Genomic DNA, 19444 nt, shown 5'->3' with positions numbered 1-19444 from the left:
AAAAACCGCAAAACTCTCGATAGATTGCGTAGGAATACCCCACTCGAAGCAGGACAACTGGCCGGAACGGCGCTAATCGCCGCCCCCCTCGTCCATCAGCAGGGCGTCTTGCAGCAGGTCGATCTCCGCTCGATCGTGCTGGTCGGTGCTGTCAAGCAGACGGCCGATGTCGGTGCAGATTCGCTCGAACTCGGGCTCCTGCCACTCGTCGAGCTTAGCGAGATCGGCAGAGAGCTGATCGACTTGCCGCCGCATTCGGGCGTGGTCGGCGCGGAGAGTCGCAATTTGTTTCGCCTTGTTCGGTTTGGCGTCGGCCACCATCGTCATGTACCCATCATCCTCCTCGAGTGACATGAGTCGCTCCAGATGCCGAGCGAACGACTCGAAGGCGAACGTGACACTTTGGCGTTTTCGAAAATAGCGAATCGCCGGAGCATGCCACTCGATGGTCACACGTAGTGCCCGCTTGATGTGCTCAAGCGATTGATGCTCCATCCAAGTCTGACTGGCCTGCGACAGATCGAACATCGACTGAGACATGATCGTTACTCCTCGCCCCGCGCGCCAGTAGAGCCACGGGCAAGCGCAACCCGTCAGCGCGAACCGGACGCATTGGGACTACTGGGGACAGTATCCATCGACACAGGGATTGTAAGTTCAAAGAGCAACAGGCGCCGCTCCTGACTCTCGGTCGGGTGAACTGCTATTCGACGATGCGAATCGAAGGATGGAGATAACGAATCGAATGAATCCATCAAGGAGATAAGAGCGAGCACCGCGCGCGGGGCGTGTTGCTCGCGACTCTAATTGTACCTCTCGGTGCCGAGCGTCCAAACAAATTCGGTAGGGATTTTCCGACCTCGCGAAGGACGTAGAGAACGGGGAGAAAATGGGCGAGCCGGGTCGTTCTCGCCCCAGAGGGTTTGGAGCAAGGTAGGCACTTACAGTGGCGAGCAGTCGGGGGGGCGAGGACGACCCGACCCGTACGGGGAACGACCTTGGACTCTAGTCATCCATTCGCGGCATCCGCCGATTCTGCTTGCGGGCGGAACGCTCGCTTTTCGCTTGCAGTCGCTTGGCGTTGGCGGCGGCCGATTTCTTGGGGCGTTTGCGGACGCGGGGGACCACCGTTGCGGCGAGAATCAGTTGCCGGAGCTTTTCGAGGCAATCGTCGACGTTACGGCGTTGCTCGCGAAAGCGGCTGCTCGAGATCACCACTTCCCCCGCGTCGTTAATTCGTTTGGCGCAGAGCTTGGCGAAGCGGGCCTTTACTTCCTCCGGCAGAAATGCGGACGGAGCGTAGGACCATCGCAACGTGGCCTTCGAGTTCACTTTGTTGACGTTCTGCCCCCCCGGTCCGGGGCTGCGCGAGAACGACAGATTGAGCTCGCCGCGCGGGATGGCGATGGCGTCGTTGATGGCGAGGTACTCTGCCACGCATCAACTCGTTGGCTTGACGAGGGATTGGGGCAGCTCGCGGACGGATTCCACACCACTTGCGAGGGCGCGGTAGGTGTCGGTCACCAGTTGCTCGTAATTCGACATTTCGATTTCCGCGCCCATCAACTCCACGTCAAAGCAGCCCGAGTAACCAGCGTACTGCAGCGCCGCGACCGTATCCCACACAGGTAGGTTGCCCTGGCCAAGTGGGCAGCGCTCCTGCGCCGAACTGTGCGGCACGCGAGCATCGCCAAGCTGCACCAGGGCCAAGTGGGGCACCAAATCGGCTACCAACGCTGGATCGTCGGCCAGGTGAGGGAAGTGGTAGTGATCGTACACAAGCTTGACGTGGGGCGACGAGTAGAGCGTGGCGAGTTCTAGCGCGTCCTCGAGCGAGTTCATGAAAGTCCACTCACCCGCGCAAGAAGGGTGCATTGGCTTGATGGCAAGCGTCACGCCTTCGATCTCGGCCGCCATGAGCATGTCGTCGAGTCCCTGGCGGAACAGCCGATTGCGGTGGGGCCGGATGTGATTGTTCTGTCCGCCAGCGAGCACCACCAGGCAACCAGCTTCGAGCCGCGAGGCCGTTCCGACAGCTGCGAGGGCGTCGCGAATGCTTTCGTTCTGTGTTCGGCCATCGCCGCCGGTGAATCCGCCGGCCCAACTGAGCGAGCTGACGGCCAGGTCGGAATCGTCGAGCAATTCGCGGACTCGGGCCTCGCCGAAGTCGCTAACCTTCCGCCGCCAGAGCCCAATGGCGTCGAAACCTGCCTTTTGGGCGAAATAAACGTCCTCGTCAAGCGACCAGCGATAGGTAGTCAGCTCGTTGATGGAAAACGTGCAAAACGGAGGCATATGCGAGTTTATACGGGGGGTTTCGGGGCACAGCCGGGGCTGGCGACCCGTTCGATTCGACCTTCAGACGAGCCTTCAACTCGCAAAGTATGCGGGATTGCCCAAAAACTGACAACAGCGATCGGACACCGAAATTGAAACCCCAGTCGCTCCAACTCGGCGGCCGGGGGTCAAGTAAATAGTAAGAAATAACCGCATGTAGATTGCAGTTTGCCGCAGAGAGCTTTAGAGTATAACTGCTACTACTTTTGGGGAGTTTTGCTGCCGGCTTCGGTCGGCGTTCCATTCCTGCATCCCCGTGCTGCAAGGCTCGGCTGGGGTTCCCTGGCTCGCGGCGTGGGGGGGAAGGACCAACTGCGATGGCGATCAAGTTGCTTGTGGTCGACGACCATCCGGTCGTCAGGGTGGGCCTGAAACAAATGACAGCCGGCACCGACATTCATGTCGTTGCCGAGGCAGAGAGTGCTGCCGAGGCCGTCAATTACATTAAAAAGATGCAGCTCGACATCGTGCTGCTCGATGTTCGCATGCCGGACACCGATGGCCTTCGATGCTTGGCCGACATCAAAAAGCTTAATCCGAAACTGCCGGTGCTGATGTTCTCAGCTTACGACTCGCCAACGTACGTTGCGCGAGCCGTGGCACTGGGCGCATCGGGCTATCTGTCGAAGTCGGCGAAGCGGGACGCGCTCACCGCGGCGATTATGGAAGTGGCCAGTGGCGGTACCGCGTGGTCGCGCGAGGATTTGCGCCGGATCTCGGGGCCGCCTGCGGATAGCGAAACGGAGCTCGAACTCGAAGTTCCGCTCACGCGTCGCGAGCTAGAGGTGCTCAAGCAGTTGGCGTTTGGCCTAACGAATAAGGAAATCGCCGAGGCCCTTGGCATCAGTTACGAGACCGTGAAAGAACACGTCCAGCACGTCCTGCAAAAACTGGGGGTCTCCGACCGAACGCAAGCCGCGGTGTGGGCGGTGCGGCAAGGCATCGCCTGAGGCGGTGCGGCGCTTGCAGCGTGGGCACGAGACGCGATAATCGAGGGGCAAACCTCCCCTCGCTTGACCCTCGCACCCCCGCGACTTCATGGCCGATTACGATATTCCCTCGCGGCCGTCGCTGTTCAGCCGGACGCTTCGCGACTGCCGCAACCTGTACGTTTCGAGCGGCGAGATGTGCGAGCGTGAGTACCCTCATCTCCTCGACCGCAAGGACGGGAAGTTCGTCGCGCTGATGGACGACCTGCACCGCGCGCTGGTGCTGAAGATCTACCTCTCGATTTGCGAAGCGGACAAGAAGTGGTCCAAGCAGGAGCGGTTCCTCGCCGAGGTGCTGTGCCATCACTTATGGGGTCAGTGGCTTAGCGGCGAGAAGCTCAACGAAACGATGAAGCAAGCGTCGAGCGAGTCGATCAAGCTGACTTGGTACAGCATGGTTCGCCCGTTTGACCGCATCCCACCACTCCGCGATCGCGTGGGGCAACTCGACACCATCGTCGCCCGCCTGTGCAATATCATCGCCCGCGCCGATGGCGTGATGCGCGAGCCCGAGGCGGCGATCGTCCGCAATATTCAATTGGAACTCGACAGCCACTTGAAGAACCGCGGTCTCGACGAATCCAAGGGCGAAAAGTACGAAGACGATCGCAGCGGCTCGCTCGCCGTTGAAGAGCTAAGCCGGCAGGCGGACGATGGCATCTATGTGACGCCGACGACGAACACGGCTGCGAACACGGCAACCAAAGAGCGGAACTTCGACAAACGCCCTACAACGCCAGCCGAGAAAGTGGCCCTCGCTAAACCAGCCGAGCCCGAGCTAACCGTCGAGGAAGCGCTCGCCGAGCTCGACAAGCTGATTGGTCTGGGGCCCATCAAACACGAAGTCCGGTCCCTCACCAACTTTCTCAAGCTACAACAAAAACGCACGGCCGCAGGGCTTCCCGAGACCGACATCAGCCTGCACATGGTTTTTACGGGCAATCCCGGTACCGGCAAGACGACCGTCGCGCGAATCATCGGCAAGATCTATCGCGCGCTCGGGGTGCTCGACAAAGGTCATTTGATTGAGACCGATCGTTCAGGCCTTGTGGCCGAATACGCCGGGCAGACCGGGCCAAAGACGAATAAGAAGATCGACGAATCGCTCGGCGGTATCCTGTTCATCGACGAAGCCTATAGCTTGGTCGCCGCGCGTAGCGAAGATCCCTACGGCCACGAAGCGGTGCAGGCGCTCTTGAAGCGAGCCGAAGACGAACGTGGCCGGCTGGTGGTGATCCTCGCCGGTTACACCGACGAGATGAAGGACCTACTGGAGTCGAACCCCGGTCTTTCTTCGCGTTTCAACCGCAAGTTACACTTCGAAGACTACACACCGCTGGAACTGGTGAAGATTTTCGGACTGTTCTGCACCAAGAACCATTACAACCTGACGACCGAAGCTCGGCTGCGCGTGATCCAGTGGCTCACGTACCACCACAACCTCCGCGACCGCCACTTCGGCAACGCCCGCGAAGCGCGAAACTTGTTCGAGCAGGCGATTCGGAACATGGCGAATCGATTGTCGACGCTCACCGAGATCAACGAGCAGCAACTTCAAATGCTCGAAGCCTCGGACATCGATTACGGCAAACTGCCCGATACGGTGTTCGTGCCTTTGGACGACGAGTCGTGTCGCATTCACATCACGTGTGATAAATGCCAGCACGAAAAAGACGTGCCGGCGAAGTTCTTGGGCCAAAAGGTGGTTTGCCCCAAATGCAAGCAGCAGTTCGTCGTCGAGTGGGGCACGCTGGTCCCCGGCGAACGCGATGCCCCGGCACCCTAGATCGGAATGCGTTCCGTCGGCGCTATTGGTGCGAGCCGGGTCCTCGCCGACCCCGGACCTAACTGATACTGCGCAGTCTAACCTTTCGCGGCCCGCGTTGCGGTCCGGCTATTGAATAGAGTCGTTCTCTTTCAATTTCCATTGACATCTACTGCTCAACCAGTAGAATCACGTTCGATCTACGGCTCGTCCAGTAGATGCAATGCGATCGCCTACTGGGAGATTTTCTCGATGGCAGATACAGAACCAACTGACCGCGAGCTCGAAGCACTAAAAGTGCTTTGGAAGCGGGGCGAAGCCACGGTTCGCCAAGTGTACGACGACCTCAACTCGGCGGGGGAGCCGCTCGCGTACACGACGGTGCTCAGCCTGTTTCAGGTCATGGAACAGAAGGGTCTGGTCACCCATCGCCAGGAGGGCAAGGCCTACATCTATCTCCCCCTCGTCGAGCAACGAAAGACGTTCCGCCAGATCGCGAGCAAGTTTCTCGATCGCGTATTCGATGGTGCCGTCGACGAATACCTAGTCCATGCGATCGAAGGCAAACGGCTTACTTCCGCCGAACTCGACCAATTGGAAGCGATGATCGCTAAGGCCCGGGTCTCCAAACGCCGCAAATAGCAAGGAGTCTTCTCATGACCACCATGATCGACGCTGTGCTGCAATGGTTTGCCGACTACTACCTCTTCTCCACGTTGCTTCTGGCGCTGGTGCTCTTGGCCGGCATGTTCGTTCGCCAGCCGGCACGACGCCTCGGTCTGGCCTGGGCGGCAGTTGGCGGTTTGTTTTTGCTCGGCGGCCTGTTAGCTCTTCCCAACTGGACGAAAGTGTCACTCTCTCGACCGGTGACGAATACCATCCCTGCCACTCCAGAAGTGGTCCCGCCCGATCCCACTATTCAACCTATTCCACTGTCGGCACCCACCGGGGGCCATGTGTCGCAGAACATCCCGACGCTAGAGTTCGCTCCTAGCCCCAAGCAAACGAAGGTGGAACCGCCCAGAGTTCGCGAGATCGACTTCGCGCCCCTACTTTTCGTTTCTCTCGTTCTAGGATCCACGGCCGCGCTCCTATGGCTACTTCTTGGCGCGTGGCAAACCCATCGATTGGTCGGTGCTTCGGTCCCAGCGCCGCCGGAAATGGAGCGGCTTCTGGCGGCACTTGCGGGCGACGATGGTGCGTTGCCGCGGCTCCGTCTGAGTAGTCAGGTGGGTACGGCAGTAGCGCTCGGACTCCGGCGTCCCACCATCTTGTTACCCGAAGTTTATACCAACCACGATGGTCTCGCCGTGCGATCGATGCTCGCCCACGAGCTGGCTCACCTTCGCCACGGCGATTTGTGGATGGTTGCGACGCTGCGGTGCTTCATGATTGTTCTATGGGCTCATCCGCTCTATTGGCTGCTGCGCCGTCGCGTGCGGCTCGACCAGGAAATGCTCGCCGACGCCGCGGCCGCCGACCTCACCAGCCGAACGGACTACGCCAAACAACTCGTGGGCTGGGCTCGCGAACTCCATGCGCACAAGCTTCCAACGCTGGCGGGAGCGGTCGGGCTGTGGGAAACGAGGAGCCAACTACGACGCCGCATCGCCGTGCTGCTCGACGAACGGATGACGGTTCTTCAAAATTGTTCGCGAGGGTGGAAGGTTGCCGCGGTTGCGCTGTGTCTATCCACTGCCTTCGCCCTCAGTTTGCTCACGGTTCGACCTGGCGAGGCAATGGCCGATGAAATCAAGCCTGCCGTCGGAGAAGTGAAGGACACCGAAGGCGAGAAAGCTACCGCCAAGATTCCGACCGCGACTCTTCACCTTCGTGTGGTCGATGAAAGGGGAAACCCGATTGAAGGGGCAGAGGTTAGTCCTTCGGGCTTGCGGGCTCCCAACGACGGAAGCTGGTATGGCTGGTACGAGGGTTCCCCGGGCCGGCCCACTTGGAAAACCTATCGAACCGATGCAGCAGGCAAAGTGTCGGTGGTGTATCCGAAGTACGTGTTGGAACGCAAACGAACATCGGTGCTAATCGTCGATGCAGCGCACCCTGACTTTGCCAACGACGACACCGAGCTTGCGGTCGAGTCGCCCAATCCCACGGTGGTGCTGAAAGCTGGGGGACGGATCAAAGCCACCGCCAAGCTAGCGGATGGAAGCGTTCCGGTCGGTCGACTGTTTGCAGTGCTGGATGGCTGGGGAAAGCAAAACGGACAGCCGGTAGAGCCTGGAACAATTCGGTCAGAAGTGCTCGCGGCAGAAAAACGCAGTCTGCGCGTGGTCTACCTGCCAGAGCAAGGGGTCGCACAGTTTAGCCCCTTGATAAGCATAACGCCAAAGGTGGGCGAAACGGTACAAGCGACGACTCAGCTTCACCCCGGGACAAAACTCGTAGGCACAGTCGACGAAATCGTGCCTCGGCCGGTGAAGAATGGTTACGTGGTTGCTAAGGTGATCACAACAAGTGGGGGAGAATGGAGCGATACTGCCAGCATCGCCGAAGACGGTACCTTCGTGTTCGATTCGCTGCCTTGCGATGAGGGCGAGGTTGCACAGATGGTCGGCGTGTGCGACGGCTATGTTTCGACTCCGCCCGGTGGTTGGAGCAATGGTACGGAAACTCCGAAACCGCAGGTTGTTCATCTACGTCCGGAAGAGGTGCGGCACAATCTCTTGATGAGCCCGTCGGCGGAAGTCATCCTAAGCTTCAAGAATTTGGCCGGTGAACCCATCGCGGGCGTCAAAGCCCAACTCTGCCCAAACATTGTTTGGAATAATGGTGGCAGCACCCTGTTCGCACATCCTCGTACTTCGTCCAAAGAGTACCTTCTCAACCCCGACGCGCATCGAGCTCCCATTCACCTTGATACAACTCCGTACGGCGGCGTAAGCGACGAACAAGGGCGAGTGGTGCTGCTCAATCTACCCCCAACGGCCAATTGCATGGGAGTCTGCGTTCATGACGACTACCAACTGCCAACCAGTGACGTACTCTTCGCGGGCCTGCCAACCAGCGCGATGAGGCTATGGACCGTGCCCCTCGTTTCGGGTGAGACGGCACTCCGTGAAATGATTCTGGAGGCAAAGGGCGACACCCTAATTGGCACGGACGGAGAGGTGCTATCCGAGGAGGAAGGCGAGGACAATCCTGAAGATGCCACGGCGGTGGCGGGAATCGTGCTGGGCCCTGATGGTAAGCCTCTGCCTGGAGTCGATGTCGATGCCTGGACCTGGCATCCCGGCAACGAAACCACCACCGACGCTGAAGGGCGCTTCCAACTAACCGGCTTTACTCCGCGCGAGGCAGTCGAGATTGAGTTCACCAAGGCAGGTTACTGCCCACGATACTTCGTGTCCAAGGAGGCCGGAACTCGCAATTGGGTCGTGCGACTCGACAACGATACCTGGATGGAGGGAATGGTGACCGACCCAGACGGCAAGCCCGTCGCGAATGTTGAGGTGCGGGCAGAACGAGGTCCCTTCGAGAATCCCAATGGAATCATCGGCGAAGTGCAAACCGCCACCCGCTCCGACGACGCGGGTAGGTATAAACTACTACTCGAACCCGATACCTATCGGGTTCAAGTGCGTGGCCCAGAAGGTTTTGTTTCTAGGCAAGATGGCTTGCAACTTCTCGCTGAACAGCATCTTGAGAATAACATTGCACTCCAGCAAGGACTGACGTTCCGCGCGAAGATACTCGACAGCGAATCCAGTGAGCCCGTGAAGGACATCACCCTCTGGAATTGGCGAAACAAGGGAATCGAGGGCACGTCGGGGGAAGATGGCATTCTTGAGATTCACGGGATGTTCCCCGGCAAGTTTGAGTTTCAAGTCACTGCCAAGGGAACGGATCGATATCGATCGTGGGGAGCTGGCGATTATGTTCGCTGGTGGAGTGCCCAAGCGGCCAACGAGTATCAACGCAAAGACACCAAGCCTGGAGAGTTCCAACGGAACTTCGACGACCTGGAGTTTGACTTGCAGAATACGGATGCACCGTCCGAGGCTGTTACTATCTGGCTTGAGAAAGCGGCGATCGTTCGTGGTCGAGTGGTCGATCCCGATGGTAACCCTGTTGTCGGGGCAACGGTCGCTCCCGCCAAGACGGGGAGCGGGAACTCGCTGACAGGCGACACGCGATTCAGCTACACGACCGACGACGACGGTAAGTTTGAGGCCAAACTCCCGGCGTCGGGCGGGGTTGTCTACAACTTGATCGCCCATGACGGCAAGTACAACGAATGGCGCAACTGGGCCAATGCCACTGGCGAGCCCTTCTCGACGTCACCGGGCCAGGAAATAGAAAGTGTAGAATTGCGACTCACTCGGGGTGCTACGGTTCGGGGGCGAGTTCTCAATGCGGCTGGCGAGCCGATCGCGCAAACACTCGTCCGCGCGGTGCCGACGAACAAGCTCGACAATCGATACTACAATCCCGAAGTGCGGACCGATGACGAAGGCCGATACGAATTGAAGTTCATCCAGCCCGGAGAGAATTTGATCCAAGCCGAACCTTTCTGGTTGCAGGCCGAAATGGCCCCGGCAGGAACATCGCGGACCGTCGATTTGAAGGCCGGCGAGGAGCTGGCAGAAGAAGTGGTGATTACTCCGTAATTCGTGACCGCTCAGTAGCAGCGCTAAAAGCCCTTCGGTGAGCCGGGTCGTCCCCGACCCCGGACCTGACTGATAATGCGCCGTCTAACTTTTCGCGGCCCGCGTGGCGGACCGGCTAGTTGGGGGAGATCTGGGTTCTGTGGTAAACTCGGTTCTGTGGTAAACTCCTAGGACAAATTGCCCTTTGTCTTGGAGACCCCGCCATGAAATCGCCGAACGATCTGCTCAATCGCCTACCGTCGGTCAGTGATCTGCTAGAGAACCCACGGATTAAGGGGCTTGTCGACCGTGTGCAGGAGATGGAGGTCACCGCGGGGGTAAAGCAGTTCGTCGAGCGGATGCGGCGCGAGGTGAGTCGGCGGGCGCTCGATGCTCCGATTCCGTCGATAGGCGAACTGGCGGATCGCGCGGCGAGGTTCATTCTTGGGCGGCACTCCACCGATGTCCCAGAAGTCGTGAACGCCACCGGGGAGCTTTGGCCCGCGGGATTGTCAGGTCCGCCACTCGCCGACGAGGCGCTAGCCGCCCTCACGACCGGTGCCCTTCATTACCACGCCCGCGGAGCGGACGCGGCGGGAACGATTGCCGCGGAGCTAACGGGTGCTCAGGCAGCCCGTGTGTACGGAACCTCTGCGGGTGCCTTGTTGGTCGCGCTCTCGGCGCTCGCCGAAGGTAAACCGATTGTCGTCGCGCGTGGTGAACTCGGCACCATGGATGGCTGCATCCGGCTGACCGACCTCGCGAAGCAAGCGGGGACGACATTGGTGGAAGTCGGTGCGACCGATTCGGTGTCGGAGGGCGACTATCGCCAGGCGCTCGAAGCCGGCGCGGGAGTGGTGCTTCGCGTCGAAGCGCTGCCCCATGCACTGCGCGGACAAACATGTCGGCCTGAGCTGGGGACCATCGTGAAACTCGCCGGCGAGTTCGGCGCGAAGGTCATCCACCATATCGGTCGCGGGCCGCTCGTGCCGCTTGGTGAAAGTATCGCGATTGACGTGGTGACGGCGTCGCAGAGCGTCGCTTCAGGAACAGCGCTCGTCATCGCACGGGGTGACGGGTATACGGGCGGTCCGCGTTGCGGACTGGCCATTGGTCGCCGCGATGCGGTAGAGAAATTGACACATTTGCCTTTGTCCTCCGTAGTGAGCGTCGATCCGCTGGTTGAGAACGTCCTGGCAGCGACGCTCACCCTGTGGCGAACACCCGACCGCGCGGCGACGTCGATACCTACACTGTCGCTCCTCTCGACACCGCTGCTCAATCTGCAGACCCGGGCCGAACGCATGGCTGCGCAGATCGCGGCAGAGCAGGGGATCCTATCAGCAGCACCGGTCGAGATCGCGGCCGGCGACGACATGGGCGCGACCCGGCCGCTTCCGTCGTTCGGCGTCAACGTGTTGTGTGCCGGCGATCACCTCGCGCGCCTCAAGCGACAGCTTGAAGACGCGCGGCCGCAGGTGCGGGGCAATTGGCAAGGCGATCGCGTGGTGCTTGATCTCCGCACGGTCGCACCCTCGGATGACATAGCGCTAGTGGCGGCGTTCGGGACGCCGAAGTCTGAAGCGGTGCACTATGCAGTTTCTGATAGCCCCTCAACCGATGCTGCGCCGCACAACGAATAGAATTCTCACCCAACAACAGGACCAACTAGATATGCCGTTTGAAAAAGCCATTGCCTCGCTGCTCGATGTGAACCTTGCTTGTCGTGAAGGAGAGCGACTGGCGATAGTGACCGACGATGCGCCGTTCAAGACTGCGACCGCCGAAGTGCCCACGCGAATCGCGCTCGCTGAGCATATCCAGCAACACGCCAACGCGCGGGGCATCGAGACCCGAATCGCCACCTACCCTGGCGGGCAAAAGTCGGGTGCCGAGCCGCCAATTTCGGTGTTCGAGGCTGTGTACCCTGGTGGCTTTGTGCCGTATCTCGATGAGATGGGGCTGAAGGACAAACTGCTCAACAAGACGATTACGGCCGAAGAAGTCGCCAAGCTGCAAGAGTTTCTTCAAGCGGGCAGCGACATCGTCGATGTCGTGCTGGTGCTTTCGGCATCGAGCATTTCGCACACGAATTTCCGCCGCATTCTGACTGGCAGCGAACGAGTTCGCGCCGCGACGATGCCTGGCGTCGAGCTTGAGATGTTCTCGGGCGTCATGACCGCCGATTGGGACATGGTGGAACGTCGCAGCATCGCGGCAGCCGAAGCACTTACCCGCGCAACCGAGGCCGAGGTACATAGCGCCGGCGGTCGCGTCATGCGATTCTCGCTCAAGGGCCGCGAAGGGACCGCCGACACCGGCATCATCAACAAGCCGGGGCAGTTCGGCAACCTTCCTGGCGGCGAAGGTTTCATCGCGCCGATCGAAGGCACGGCCGAAGGCGAACTTTCGGTGGGTCCGCCCGAAGACCCGGGCAAGTGGGACTTCCGTTTCGCCAAGGGCGAGCTCGTCGACGTGGTCGGCGATCCCCCGTTCGCCAAATCGCTCGCCGACATCTTCGCTGCGTACCCACTCGCCCGAAACTTGGCCGAGCTCGGCGTCGGCACGAATGAGAAAGCCAAGCCCTGCGACAGTGTGCTCGAATCCGAGAAAGTGCTTGGCACTATTCACTTAGCGGTGGGCGACAACGCCGGCTTCGGCGGCAAAGTGAGCGTGCCGTATCACCAGGACTACCTGGTGTATGGGCCGACGCTCGTGCTAAAGACCTCGACCGGTGAAGAAACGCTGGTGAGCGACGGCCGGTTCATGGCCGACTGACGCTCGCCGCGAAGGGCTACTCGAGCGTGAAAAACAAGCCGATGAGGATGATGATGGTTAGCGTCATCTCGCCGACGTGATCGACTCCAATATCAATGCCCGCGAGGTCGAACGGCGTGACCCGCGTGGCGGCAATGATGATGGCGGTGAGGACGACGAGTGGTCGCATGGCGATGAGTTGCCCGAGATCGTGGAATGCACCATCGAAAAGGTAGCTCACGATTGGCGGGGAGGCAAATCGCCACTCTCACCAGGCTTGGTGGGGCTATACAGCCTGCGAAGCCCGGCGAAAAGTGCGACGTTTTGATTGGAGAGCTCCCAGAGTTACTAGCCCGAGCCCCAAGACCACCCAGGTCGATGGTTCGGGGACTCGCGTGAAAAGCTGGGCGAAACTTCCAGAGCCATTGATGCTCAAGTAACTCTGCTTGAACAGCCGGAAATCGTCGAAGTCATTGTCGCCATCGCCATCCATGTCGCCCCGCCGTGCCTGCTCCATCGCAGCGAGGCCGGACAGGTCGGCGAGGTGGTACTGGCTGAAGGTCTGCCAATCGGCGTAGTTCAAATCGCCATCGCCATTGAGATCGCCGGGGAATACGATGTCCCAGGCAATGTTGGCGGTGTTGGCGACGAACACGCTACCATGCCTAGGGTGCGCGACCGGAAAGTCTAAGTCGATCGTTCGATCGGTCCAGGTAACGAGGTCCGGTGAACTAGCCATCGAATAGTGCCCGCGGGTGTAAGAGTCCCAGTACAGCAGCCATTCGTCTTGCCAATACACCAGCGACGGACCCTCCGCATCTTCCCCCGGGCGAATGGCCGAGCCAGGACCGGCGACGGGGGCCGTTGTGTCGCCAAAGCTGCTGGGAGCAATGTCCGGATCGCTGAATGCGAGGCGAATGTTCTTGCCACCTTGGGCAACACCTTGCTCCCGCTTGAGGGCCATCACCCAACGGTCGTCTCCAGCCAGTGCGTTCTGCCGATCGTCGTAAGCGACAAAAGCATCAATCACGCTATAGTTCTCGTCCTGAAAAAGAAGTTCGGGCGCAGTAAACGACTGGAAGTCGCTTGTGGTGATGTAGAACATGCGATGGTCGTTGCCGTGAGGGTCACCACTGCCGTCGCCATCGTTAAGCTCGCTATCGAGGGTCGACGACCAGACGATCTTGAAGTCGTCCGCGACGGGGTCGTGAAAGATCTCGGGGGCCCAAACGTTGTTGGGCTGCTCGAAGCCACTAGCGAATGGCTGAATGATTTGCGGCGTCGACCAGTTCATCAGGTCGGGGGACGACACGTGCCCGAACACATTGCCACCCCAGTTGGAAGTCCACACCATGTGGTACTGGCCATCGCTGTACGAAATCGAAGGGTCGCGTGTCAGTCCCTGGCCGGGCCACGCAGGGGGCGTGAACACCGGTTGGCCGTTATTCACCGGGTAGAACTGACGACCATCGGTGCTCCAAGAGAGATAGACGCCATTCTCTCCGTTGGAGTCGAAGTACGGGAATAGCAGGACATCGGTCGCACCCGATGCCGGAGCGATACTAAGTGCAACGAGGGCCAACAACCAAACATATAAACGCTTCATCAAGTTGCTTCTTCACAGCCTATTGGTCAGTTGCGGGCACCGCGCCTCGCCCATGGTCCCCCGACGCCCACTAACGCCATCAGAACCAAGACCAGACTGTGCGGTTCGGGCACTTGAACGCTTAGCTCGGCGAAGGCCGATACACCGAGAGCGGCGATGTAGTCGGCCTTAAACAGACGGAAATCGTCGAAGTCGTTATCGCCATCGCCATCCAAGTCACCGGCACCGTACTGCTGGGCGGGGGACAAGCCGGCAAGCGACGAAAGGTGGTTCGAGTTAAAAATTACCCAGTCGTCCGGATCGAGTTGGCCATCGAAGTCGAGATCGCTCCTATCGAACGCCGAGTCGTCGTTGCCGAAGAACTGCACGGAGGCGTTAAGCGTCGAACCATCGCCGAGAGTGATGGACAAAACCAGGTCTTCCGTGGGGCTCGGGATCCAACCGTCCGCGGCACTCAGCGAAAAGCTCTGTTGATCAGCTAGCGCGGTAGCCGTGCCCGTGGACTGCTCGGCAAACTCGAAGTGATCGCCAGTCGCGGAAAGTACCTGCCACACGTTGTTGGCGTCGACCGAGCCGTCGCCTGTGAGTGACGCATCGAAGTTGCCGGCGATGGGGGTTAGCAGAGTGGGCTCAATGGCACCGCTGGCCGACGTCAATTCGTAGGAGCGGATGTCGAGCGAATCGCCCGTGAAGTTGCCGAGCTGCATCGAGCCGGTTTCTCGATCGACGGTGAGCGTCACCGCCACGTTCGGAAGCAGCGCGAACAGTTGACCGGCTCCATCGACGATCAACAGATTGCCGTCTTGGTCGAAGTCGAACGACGTGACGCCGAAAATCTGCCCTTGGTCGGGGGCGAAGAAGTTGTCCATGAGCTGCACCGAGCCATACGGGTCGTCTGGGTCCAGCGACCAGATGTGCCCACTGACGTTGTCGGCAAAGATGTAACGCCCTTGCAGCTCTTGCACCGGGCCGCGGTACATCACGCCGCCGGTGATCGAGCTACCGCTAAAATCGGGAATCGCCCCAGGACGCCCCGGGTGCAGATACTCGTAGATGGGGTCAACGGCACCCGGGGGTGCCGGTCCACCCACGCCACCCGTCGGCGTGGGATGGGCACCCTCGCGAAGCCGCCAACCGAAGTTTTGACCACCGGGGCTGTCGCCGGAGATGAAATTGACTTCCTCATAATATCCCTGGCCGACATCGCCAATGTAGAAATCGCCCGTAGTTGAATCGAAGCTGGCTCGCCACGGGTTACGAAGGCCATAGGCCCACACCTCCGGAGCGCCGCCACCTCCGACGAAGGGATTATCGGAAGGAATGGCGTAGTTCCGCGCGGGGTCGCCGGCGAACGCGTCGGAGTCGACATCGATCCGCATGACCGTGCCGAACCAGTTGTTCGGATTCTGCCCGTAGTTGGCGGGGTCGTGCTGATCGCCGCCGTCGCCCTGCGTGATATAAAGATAGTTCTTACCTTCGGCAGACTCTAAGGGATTGAAACCCAGCCAACTGCCATTGTGATTGGCCGCGGGTTGGTTCAATTCGAAGATCGTCCGCGACGACGTGATCGGCAGAGCGGGGTTCGCAACGTTCGCCGTGTATTCGCGCACTATGGTCTTGAACGGCGACACTCGCATATCCACCGTCGGGGCGGGTCCCGTATGGTTCACGGCCACATTGACGTAGAACTTACCGTTGGTCGCGAAGTCGGGGTGGAACGCGAACGAGAACAAGCCGATTTCCGGTACGCCAAAAGGCTCTAGCAGACTGGTATCGGAGATGGTGAGAAAGGGATTTTGGTAGTTCACTTGGCCTGTGTTGCGATCGTACACCACGATCCGCCCTTCGGCCTTGGTGATGTCGTTGCCATCGGTTCCATCGCTGCTGCGACCACCAAGTTGAGCGACGAAGATTTTATCGTCATATCCCGGTGCGATCTGCGCTTGCACCGGGATATGAAGATCCGCCGTCAGACGCTCGACGTGGTAAGTCGCGGCCGTGGCGCAAGCCGAAACCAAAGACAGCCCGCAGGCGAATAAAGTAATGCTCGGGCTGAATCTCATGATGCAATCGCTAGCGGGGAAGTCGAGTTTCGAAGGTAAGTTCAATGCGCCGAGCTTCCCGGCTTGACGCTAGTTGGTGGGTCGGGCGGGAACACCGCTCGCGGCGCTCGTCAGCTCGTTCCAATACACAGCATCGACATCGTCGGTGTAGAAGCCCACCGAGCCATCGCACATCGAGGCATTCACGCCGCCAGGGTGCTTACTGCGTGCCGCGACGTGCTGTTGTTTGTGCCCCGTTCCATCGTCCGTGTCTGGAGGAATTGCGGGATCGCGGGACGAGAACGTGGCGACGCTTCCGGGCTGCCCGCCGGCCGTGAGGGGCAGCTGGGCTTCCGCCCACGCCGACTTCACCGAAGCTGCGGACCACCATTCGCCAATTCGGCAAAGCCCGTCGGGGAGTGGCGAATTGGGGGTGTTGTATCCCGTGAACACTTGCCCGCCGAGCGCAGTCTGGGCATCCGAGTAGGGGCCACCCCACTCGATGGTCGTTGGCAGTACGGCGATCTCGGCCATCATCAACGTATTGGAGGTGCCATCGGTGATCTTGGCGAGCTTGCCCACTTTCCGGGGAATGAATGGTGCTCCGAAAAACTCTCGGCACTGCGGATAAGTCGCAGGGCAAGTGCGTGTGATGTTGTGCTGCCCATAAACCGTATTCCCGCCGTTGACGACGTAGTTCGAGCGAAGTCGCGCCCAGTTAGCGTTGTTCCATTCGTTCTGCTGCAATCCGACATCGGAAGGGCACGCGTGGAGCGGAATGTACGTTCGGCGTACGGCCTCGTTACTCGCATGGCTGAGCGACGCGTCGGGGTTACCCACGTCCTCGACGTTAGCTTGCTCGATGTACGGCAACAGCGGCACGTACCAGCCGTGGTCGTCGTACCAGCCGGTCGCCGTAGGCGGGCCCATGCCCGGAGCGTAAAGTTTCTGCAAATCGGCCTGATTCCACGCGGCCGCAACAGGGGGAAGGCCTTTGCGGGCGCTCTCGTAGTTCAGCATCGCCAGCGAAAGCTGCCGCAGGCCGTTCGTGCATTGCGTCCGACGAGCTGCCTCTCGCGCCGCTTGTACGGCAGGTAACAACAGCGCAACGAGAATGCCGATGATTGCAATTACAACCAGCAGCTCGACGAGCGTAAAACCTGGTTTTCGATAAGTGCTGCTCACAATAACTCTCCGTAAAAATAGAGCCCACGAGACATTTTACTTCTGATGACTCGCAGTCCTCTTGATCATCCGATCCGTTTTCACTGGGTAGTGAGATCTGAATTCTTACAACTCGAAGCTACGGCTCTCGTCGCCGGCTTTTACTTCGAATTCGATCCCTGCTGCATGGGCGGCTGGGACCAGCGACTTTTCTTCCTGGTACTGGGCGCCTGTGCGAGCACTTGTCTTCATAGGTCCCACAGGCTGGCGAATGTCGAACTCCGCGACGACGGCACCGAGGGGCACATCGTCGCATTGGTACGCGCCATCAGCGATCAGCGCGGAAACGGGTTGTGCCTTCTGGCCGCCGATCGGCCGGAAAGAAACCGTTGCCGTCGCGTCCGACGGAATAGGCTGTCCGCCGATTGTCACCTGCCCCGACAACGTAGTGGTAGCGCTCGACTGCCCATCGCAGCCCACCAGAGGCAACATCAGCAAAGGCAGAGCTGCCAACTTCGAAGCCCAAGTAGGTGACTTTCGCGCGATCATAATTGCCATTCGTAATCCGGACGAGTTGATCGACCCATTTAGGTTAGCGCCGGCGCCACGCGGCACCCAATACCATCAAACCGGCGACGATGAGTGTCGCAGGTTCGGGTACAGAGGCTGCGCCTGCCACGATGGCGCCGGCGCCACCTGCTCCGAAGTTCGTTTTCCACAGCTGGTAGTCGGTTGCATCCACGACTCCGCCATTCCCGTTGCCACTAAGAACCGTGTCGTCCTCGACGGCTCCGAGGTTGTCGCGCCACACGGTGTAGTCAGCTAGATTGACGACACCATCGCCATTGAAATCGCCCTCGACCGCGCCACCGGCATCGAAGACAACCAGCGATCGCATCAACGGACCACCCACCGACGAGAACCGAAACTCCAAGTCTTCCCCAAGTAGCGAAGTACTAATGGGAGCTCCCAGCGACACGGACGCCCCCGGCGCGAGCGTGGTATCACCGAGCAAGAACTGTTCGACCAGCAGGTTGGCCGACGTAACGCCAGATACCTCGTCCCACGATTGCCCCGGGTTGGGACCGATCGAATCGGTGTTTTGATCGCTCAGCGAGTTCCAGCCCGTGGTGCCGTTGTAGTTCGCTGTGAGCAAAGCTCCGTCGGTGGGGCTGTCAATTCGATAGTAGTCGAACGAGATTTCCTCCGAACTGTTGTTCTTCAGGCTCGCCTCGCCCGTGTCGGGGTTCACCACAAGGGTCAACGTATTCGCTGCGAGATCCAGTCCAACAAACTCGGCGGGAGTTAGTGCCGTGTCGCTGAACTTGATGTTGTCCATGATGCCATCGACGTGGTCGACAAACCCACCGTTGTACCAGCCACGACCGAAGGTCCAGCCCGCCGCACTTGGCCTGAGGGCGTTATTCGCGGCGGTTTGAGCAGACATATCCACTGTTCCCACCTGCTGATAGCCTTGAAAACCATCGTCTACCCACATGGACAGGTTCTGGCCGTCACTCACGACGGCGATCGCGTACCAAGTGTTGGCCTGAACTCCATCCTCCAGTGCACCGTCCAATACCCATCGCTGGCCACCCACCGTGTCGAAGTTGACTCGGAATCGCCCATCGATATTGTTCTTCTGCAGGTAGAAGTCGGATTCCGGCTCGGCCGGGGTCGAACTGGAACCATCACGACCAATTAGCGTTCGCCATCCATCCACGTTTCGCAGATTGACCGTAGTCTCGATGGTCCAGGCCGTTGGCGACCAGTTGTGCAAAGCCCCCTCGGTCACATAGCCGTCCGAAGTCGTATCGCCCGCGCCTGGGTTGATCTCCAGGTTCATTGCCAATCCGCTGCCACTTGCGGTCTGCGATGTAAATGCCGCCCCGTACTGTTCGTTGTACCCACGCATCAGAATGCCGCTAGCGGTGTCCACAGAACCCCCGCTTCCATTCTCGGCCCCTGCAGGCGTGAATTCCGCGCCATCCGTTCCATCCTCAAAATTCCAGTTGGCGATGGTGACGGCGTGCGTCGTCGCGGATACGCAAAGCAACAGGGCAGCGGTCAGGACCCCTTGCAGGGCACGCCACGCAATACCATCCGGTATGCAAGACTTCATCATGTGTCTCCACTCGAGGTCAATCGAAATATCGTAGAAGCCAAAGGCTCATCGAAGC

15 protein-coding genes are annotated in these 19444 nt (G+C 59.7%); 6 read left to right on the top strand and 9 right to left on the bottom strand.

Annotated elements, in window-relative coordinates:
- Positions 1–72: 72 nt before the first annotated feature.
- The 3 genes from SH292x_RS10975 to SH292x_RS10965 all read right to left on the bottom strand — a co-directional run bounded on the left by SH292x_RS10975 (position 73) and on the right by SH292x_RS10965 (position 2295).
- Entirely contained in the window at positions 73–540 is a 468-nt protein-coding gene (locus SH292x_RS10975; RefSeq protein WP_442485654.1) for a hypothetical protein, read from the bottom strand.
- A gap of 465 nt (positions 541–1005) precedes the next feature.
- Positions 1006–1437, bottom strand: a complete 432-nt coding sequence (arfB, locus tag SH292x_RS10970) for an alternative ribosome rescue aminoacyl-tRNA hydrolase ArfB (protein ID WP_442485653.1) — start codon at positions 1435–1437, stop codon at positions 1006–1008.
- 3 nt (positions 1438–1440) lie between these two features.
- The gene (locus tag SH292x_RS10965) at positions 1441–2295 is read right to left on the bottom strand and encodes a sugar phosphate isomerase/epimerase family protein (RefSeq protein ID WP_442485652.1); all 855 of its coding nucleotides are present in this window, start codon (positions 2293–2295) and stop codon (positions 1441–1443) included.
- Positions 2296–2654: 359 nt separating this feature from the next.
- Between SH292x_RS10965 and SH292x_RS10960 the strand changes: the two genes are divergently transcribed.
- From SH292x_RS10960 to SH292x_RS10935, 6 genes are all read left to right on the top strand, one after another.
- Complete coding sequence (locus tag SH292x_RS10960) at positions 2655–3287, top strand: response regulator (protein ID WP_442485651.1); 633 nt, start codon at positions 2655–2657, stop codon at positions 3285–3287.
- An 88-nt stretch (positions 3288–3375) separates the two neighbouring features.
- Positions 3376–5112, top strand: a complete 1737-nt coding sequence (locus SH292x_RS10955; RefSeq protein ID WP_442485650.1) for an AAA family ATPase — start codon at positions 3376–3378, stop codon at positions 5110–5112.
- Between the two features lie 231 nt (positions 5113–5343).
- Entirely contained in the window at positions 5344–5733 is a 390-nt protein-coding gene (locus tag SH292x_RS10950) for a BlaI/MecI/CopY family transcriptional regulator (protein WP_442485649.1), read from the top strand.
- A gap of 14 nt (positions 5734–5747) precedes the next feature.
- The gene (locus tag SH292x_RS10945) at positions 5748–9716 is read left to right on the top strand and encodes a carboxypeptidase regulatory-like domain-containing protein (RefSeq protein WP_442485648.1); all 3969 of its coding nucleotides are present in this window, start codon (positions 5748–5750) and stop codon (positions 9714–9716) included.
- Between the two features lie 203 nt (positions 9717–9919).
- Positions 9920–11338, top strand: coding sequence for a hypothetical protein (locus SH292x_RS10940; protein ID WP_442485647.1), 1419 nt, complete (start codon positions 9920–9922; stop codon positions 11336–11338).
- Between the two features lie 31 nt (positions 11339–11369).
- Positions 11370–12473, top strand: coding sequence for an aminopeptidase (locus SH292x_RS10935; RefSeq protein WP_442485646.1), 1104 nt, complete (start codon positions 11370–11372; stop codon positions 12471–12473).
- A 16-nt stretch (positions 12474–12489) separates the two neighbouring features.
- On the opposite strand, the gene SH292x_RS10930 is transcribed toward SH292x_RS10935, so the two are convergent.
- The 6 genes from SH292x_RS10930 to SH292x_RS10905 form a co-directional block, all read right to left on the bottom strand.
- On the bottom strand, positions 12490–12693 hold the full coding sequence (locus tag SH292x_RS10930) for a hypothetical protein (protein WP_442485645.1): 204 nt from the start codon (positions 12691–12693) through the stop codon (positions 12490–12492).
- Positions 12694–12738: 45 nt separating this feature from the next.
- Complete coding sequence (locus SH292x_RS10925) at positions 12739–14058, bottom strand: family 43 glycosylhydrolase (protein ID WP_442485644.1); 1320 nt, start codon at positions 14056–14058, stop codon at positions 12739–12741.
- A 26-nt stretch (positions 14059–14084) separates the two neighbouring features.
- A complete protein-coding gene (locus tag SH292x_RS10920) occupies positions 14085–16121 on the bottom strand; it encodes a PQQ-dependent sugar dehydrogenase (RefSeq protein WP_442485643.1) in 2037 nt (678 codons plus the stop codon).
- A gap of 69 nt (positions 16122–16190) precedes the next feature.
- Positions 16191–17285 (bottom strand): DUF1559 family PulG-like putative transporter, encoded by a 1095-nt coding sequence (locus tag SH292x_RS10915; RefSeq protein WP_442485642.1) that lies wholly within the window; start codon positions 17283–17285, stop codon positions 16191–16193.
- A gap of 105 nt (positions 17286–17390) precedes the next feature.
- A complete protein-coding gene (locus tag SH292x_RS10910) occupies positions 17391–17777 on the bottom strand; it encodes a hypothetical protein (RefSeq protein ID WP_442485641.1) in 387 nt (128 codons plus the stop codon).
- A 79-nt stretch (positions 17778–17856) separates the two neighbouring features.
- Complete coding sequence (locus SH292x_RS10905; RefSeq protein WP_442485640.1) at positions 17857–19389, bottom strand: LamG-like jellyroll fold domain-containing protein; 1533 nt, start codon at positions 19387–19389, stop codon at positions 17857–17859.
- Positions 19390–19444 lie beyond the last annotated feature (55 nt).

The organism is Aeoliella fuhlenseeensis (assembly GCF_052161615.1).
Classification (GTDB): domain Bacteria; phylum Planctomycetota; class Planctomycetia; order Pirellulales; family Lacipirellulaceae; genus Aeoliella.
This window is presented reverse-complemented; position numbering and strand designations above follow the sequence as displayed.

What these genes read in the sequence shown, in the direction of transcription:
- SH292x_RS10975 (WP_442485654.1), bottom strand. Translation starts at nt 540, where the DNA reads ATGTCTCAGTCGATGTTCGATCTGTCGCAGGCCAGTCAGACTTGGATG.
- SH292x_RS10965 (WP_442485652.1), bottom strand. Translation starts at nt 2,295, where the DNA reads ATGCCTCCGTTTTGCACGTTTTCCATCAACGAGCTGACTACCTATCGC.
- SH292x_RS10960 (WP_442485651.1), top strand. Translation starts at nt 2,655, where the DNA reads ATGGCGATCAAGTTGCTTGTGGTCGACGACCATCCGGTCGTCAGGGTG.
- SH292x_RS10955 (WP_442485650.1), top strand. Translation starts at nt 3,376, where the DNA reads ATGGCCGATTACGATATTCCCTCGCGGCCGTCGCTGTTCAGCCGGACG.
- SH292x_RS10950 (WP_442485649.1), top strand. Translation starts at nt 5,344, where the DNA reads ATGGCAGATACAGAACCAACTGACCGCGAGCTCGAAGCACTAAAAGTG.
- SH292x_RS10945 (WP_442485648.1), top strand. Translation starts at nt 5,748, where the DNA reads ATGACCACCATGATCGACGCTGTGCTGCAATGGTTTGCCGACTACTAC.
- SH292x_RS10940 (WP_442485647.1), top strand. Translation starts at nt 9,920, where the DNA reads ATGAAATCGCCGAACGATCTGCTCAATCGCCTACCGTCGGTCAGTGAT.
- SH292x_RS10935 (WP_442485646.1), top strand. Translation starts at nt 11,370, where the DNA reads ATGCCGTTTGAAAAAGCCATTGCCTCGCTGCTCGATGTGAACCTTGCT.
- SH292x_RS10925 (WP_442485644.1), bottom strand. Translation starts at nt 14,058, where the DNA reads ATGAAGCGTTTATATGTTTGGTTGTTGGCCCTCGTTGCACTTAGTATC.
- SH292x_RS10920 (WP_442485643.1), bottom strand. Translation starts at nt 16,121, where the DNA reads ATGAGATTCAGCCCGAGCATTACTTTATTCGCCTGCGGGCTGTCTTTG.
- SH292x_RS10905 (WP_442485640.1), bottom strand. Translation starts at nt 19,389, where the DNA reads ATGATGAAGTCTTGCATACCGGATGGTATTGCGTGGCGTGCCCTGCAA.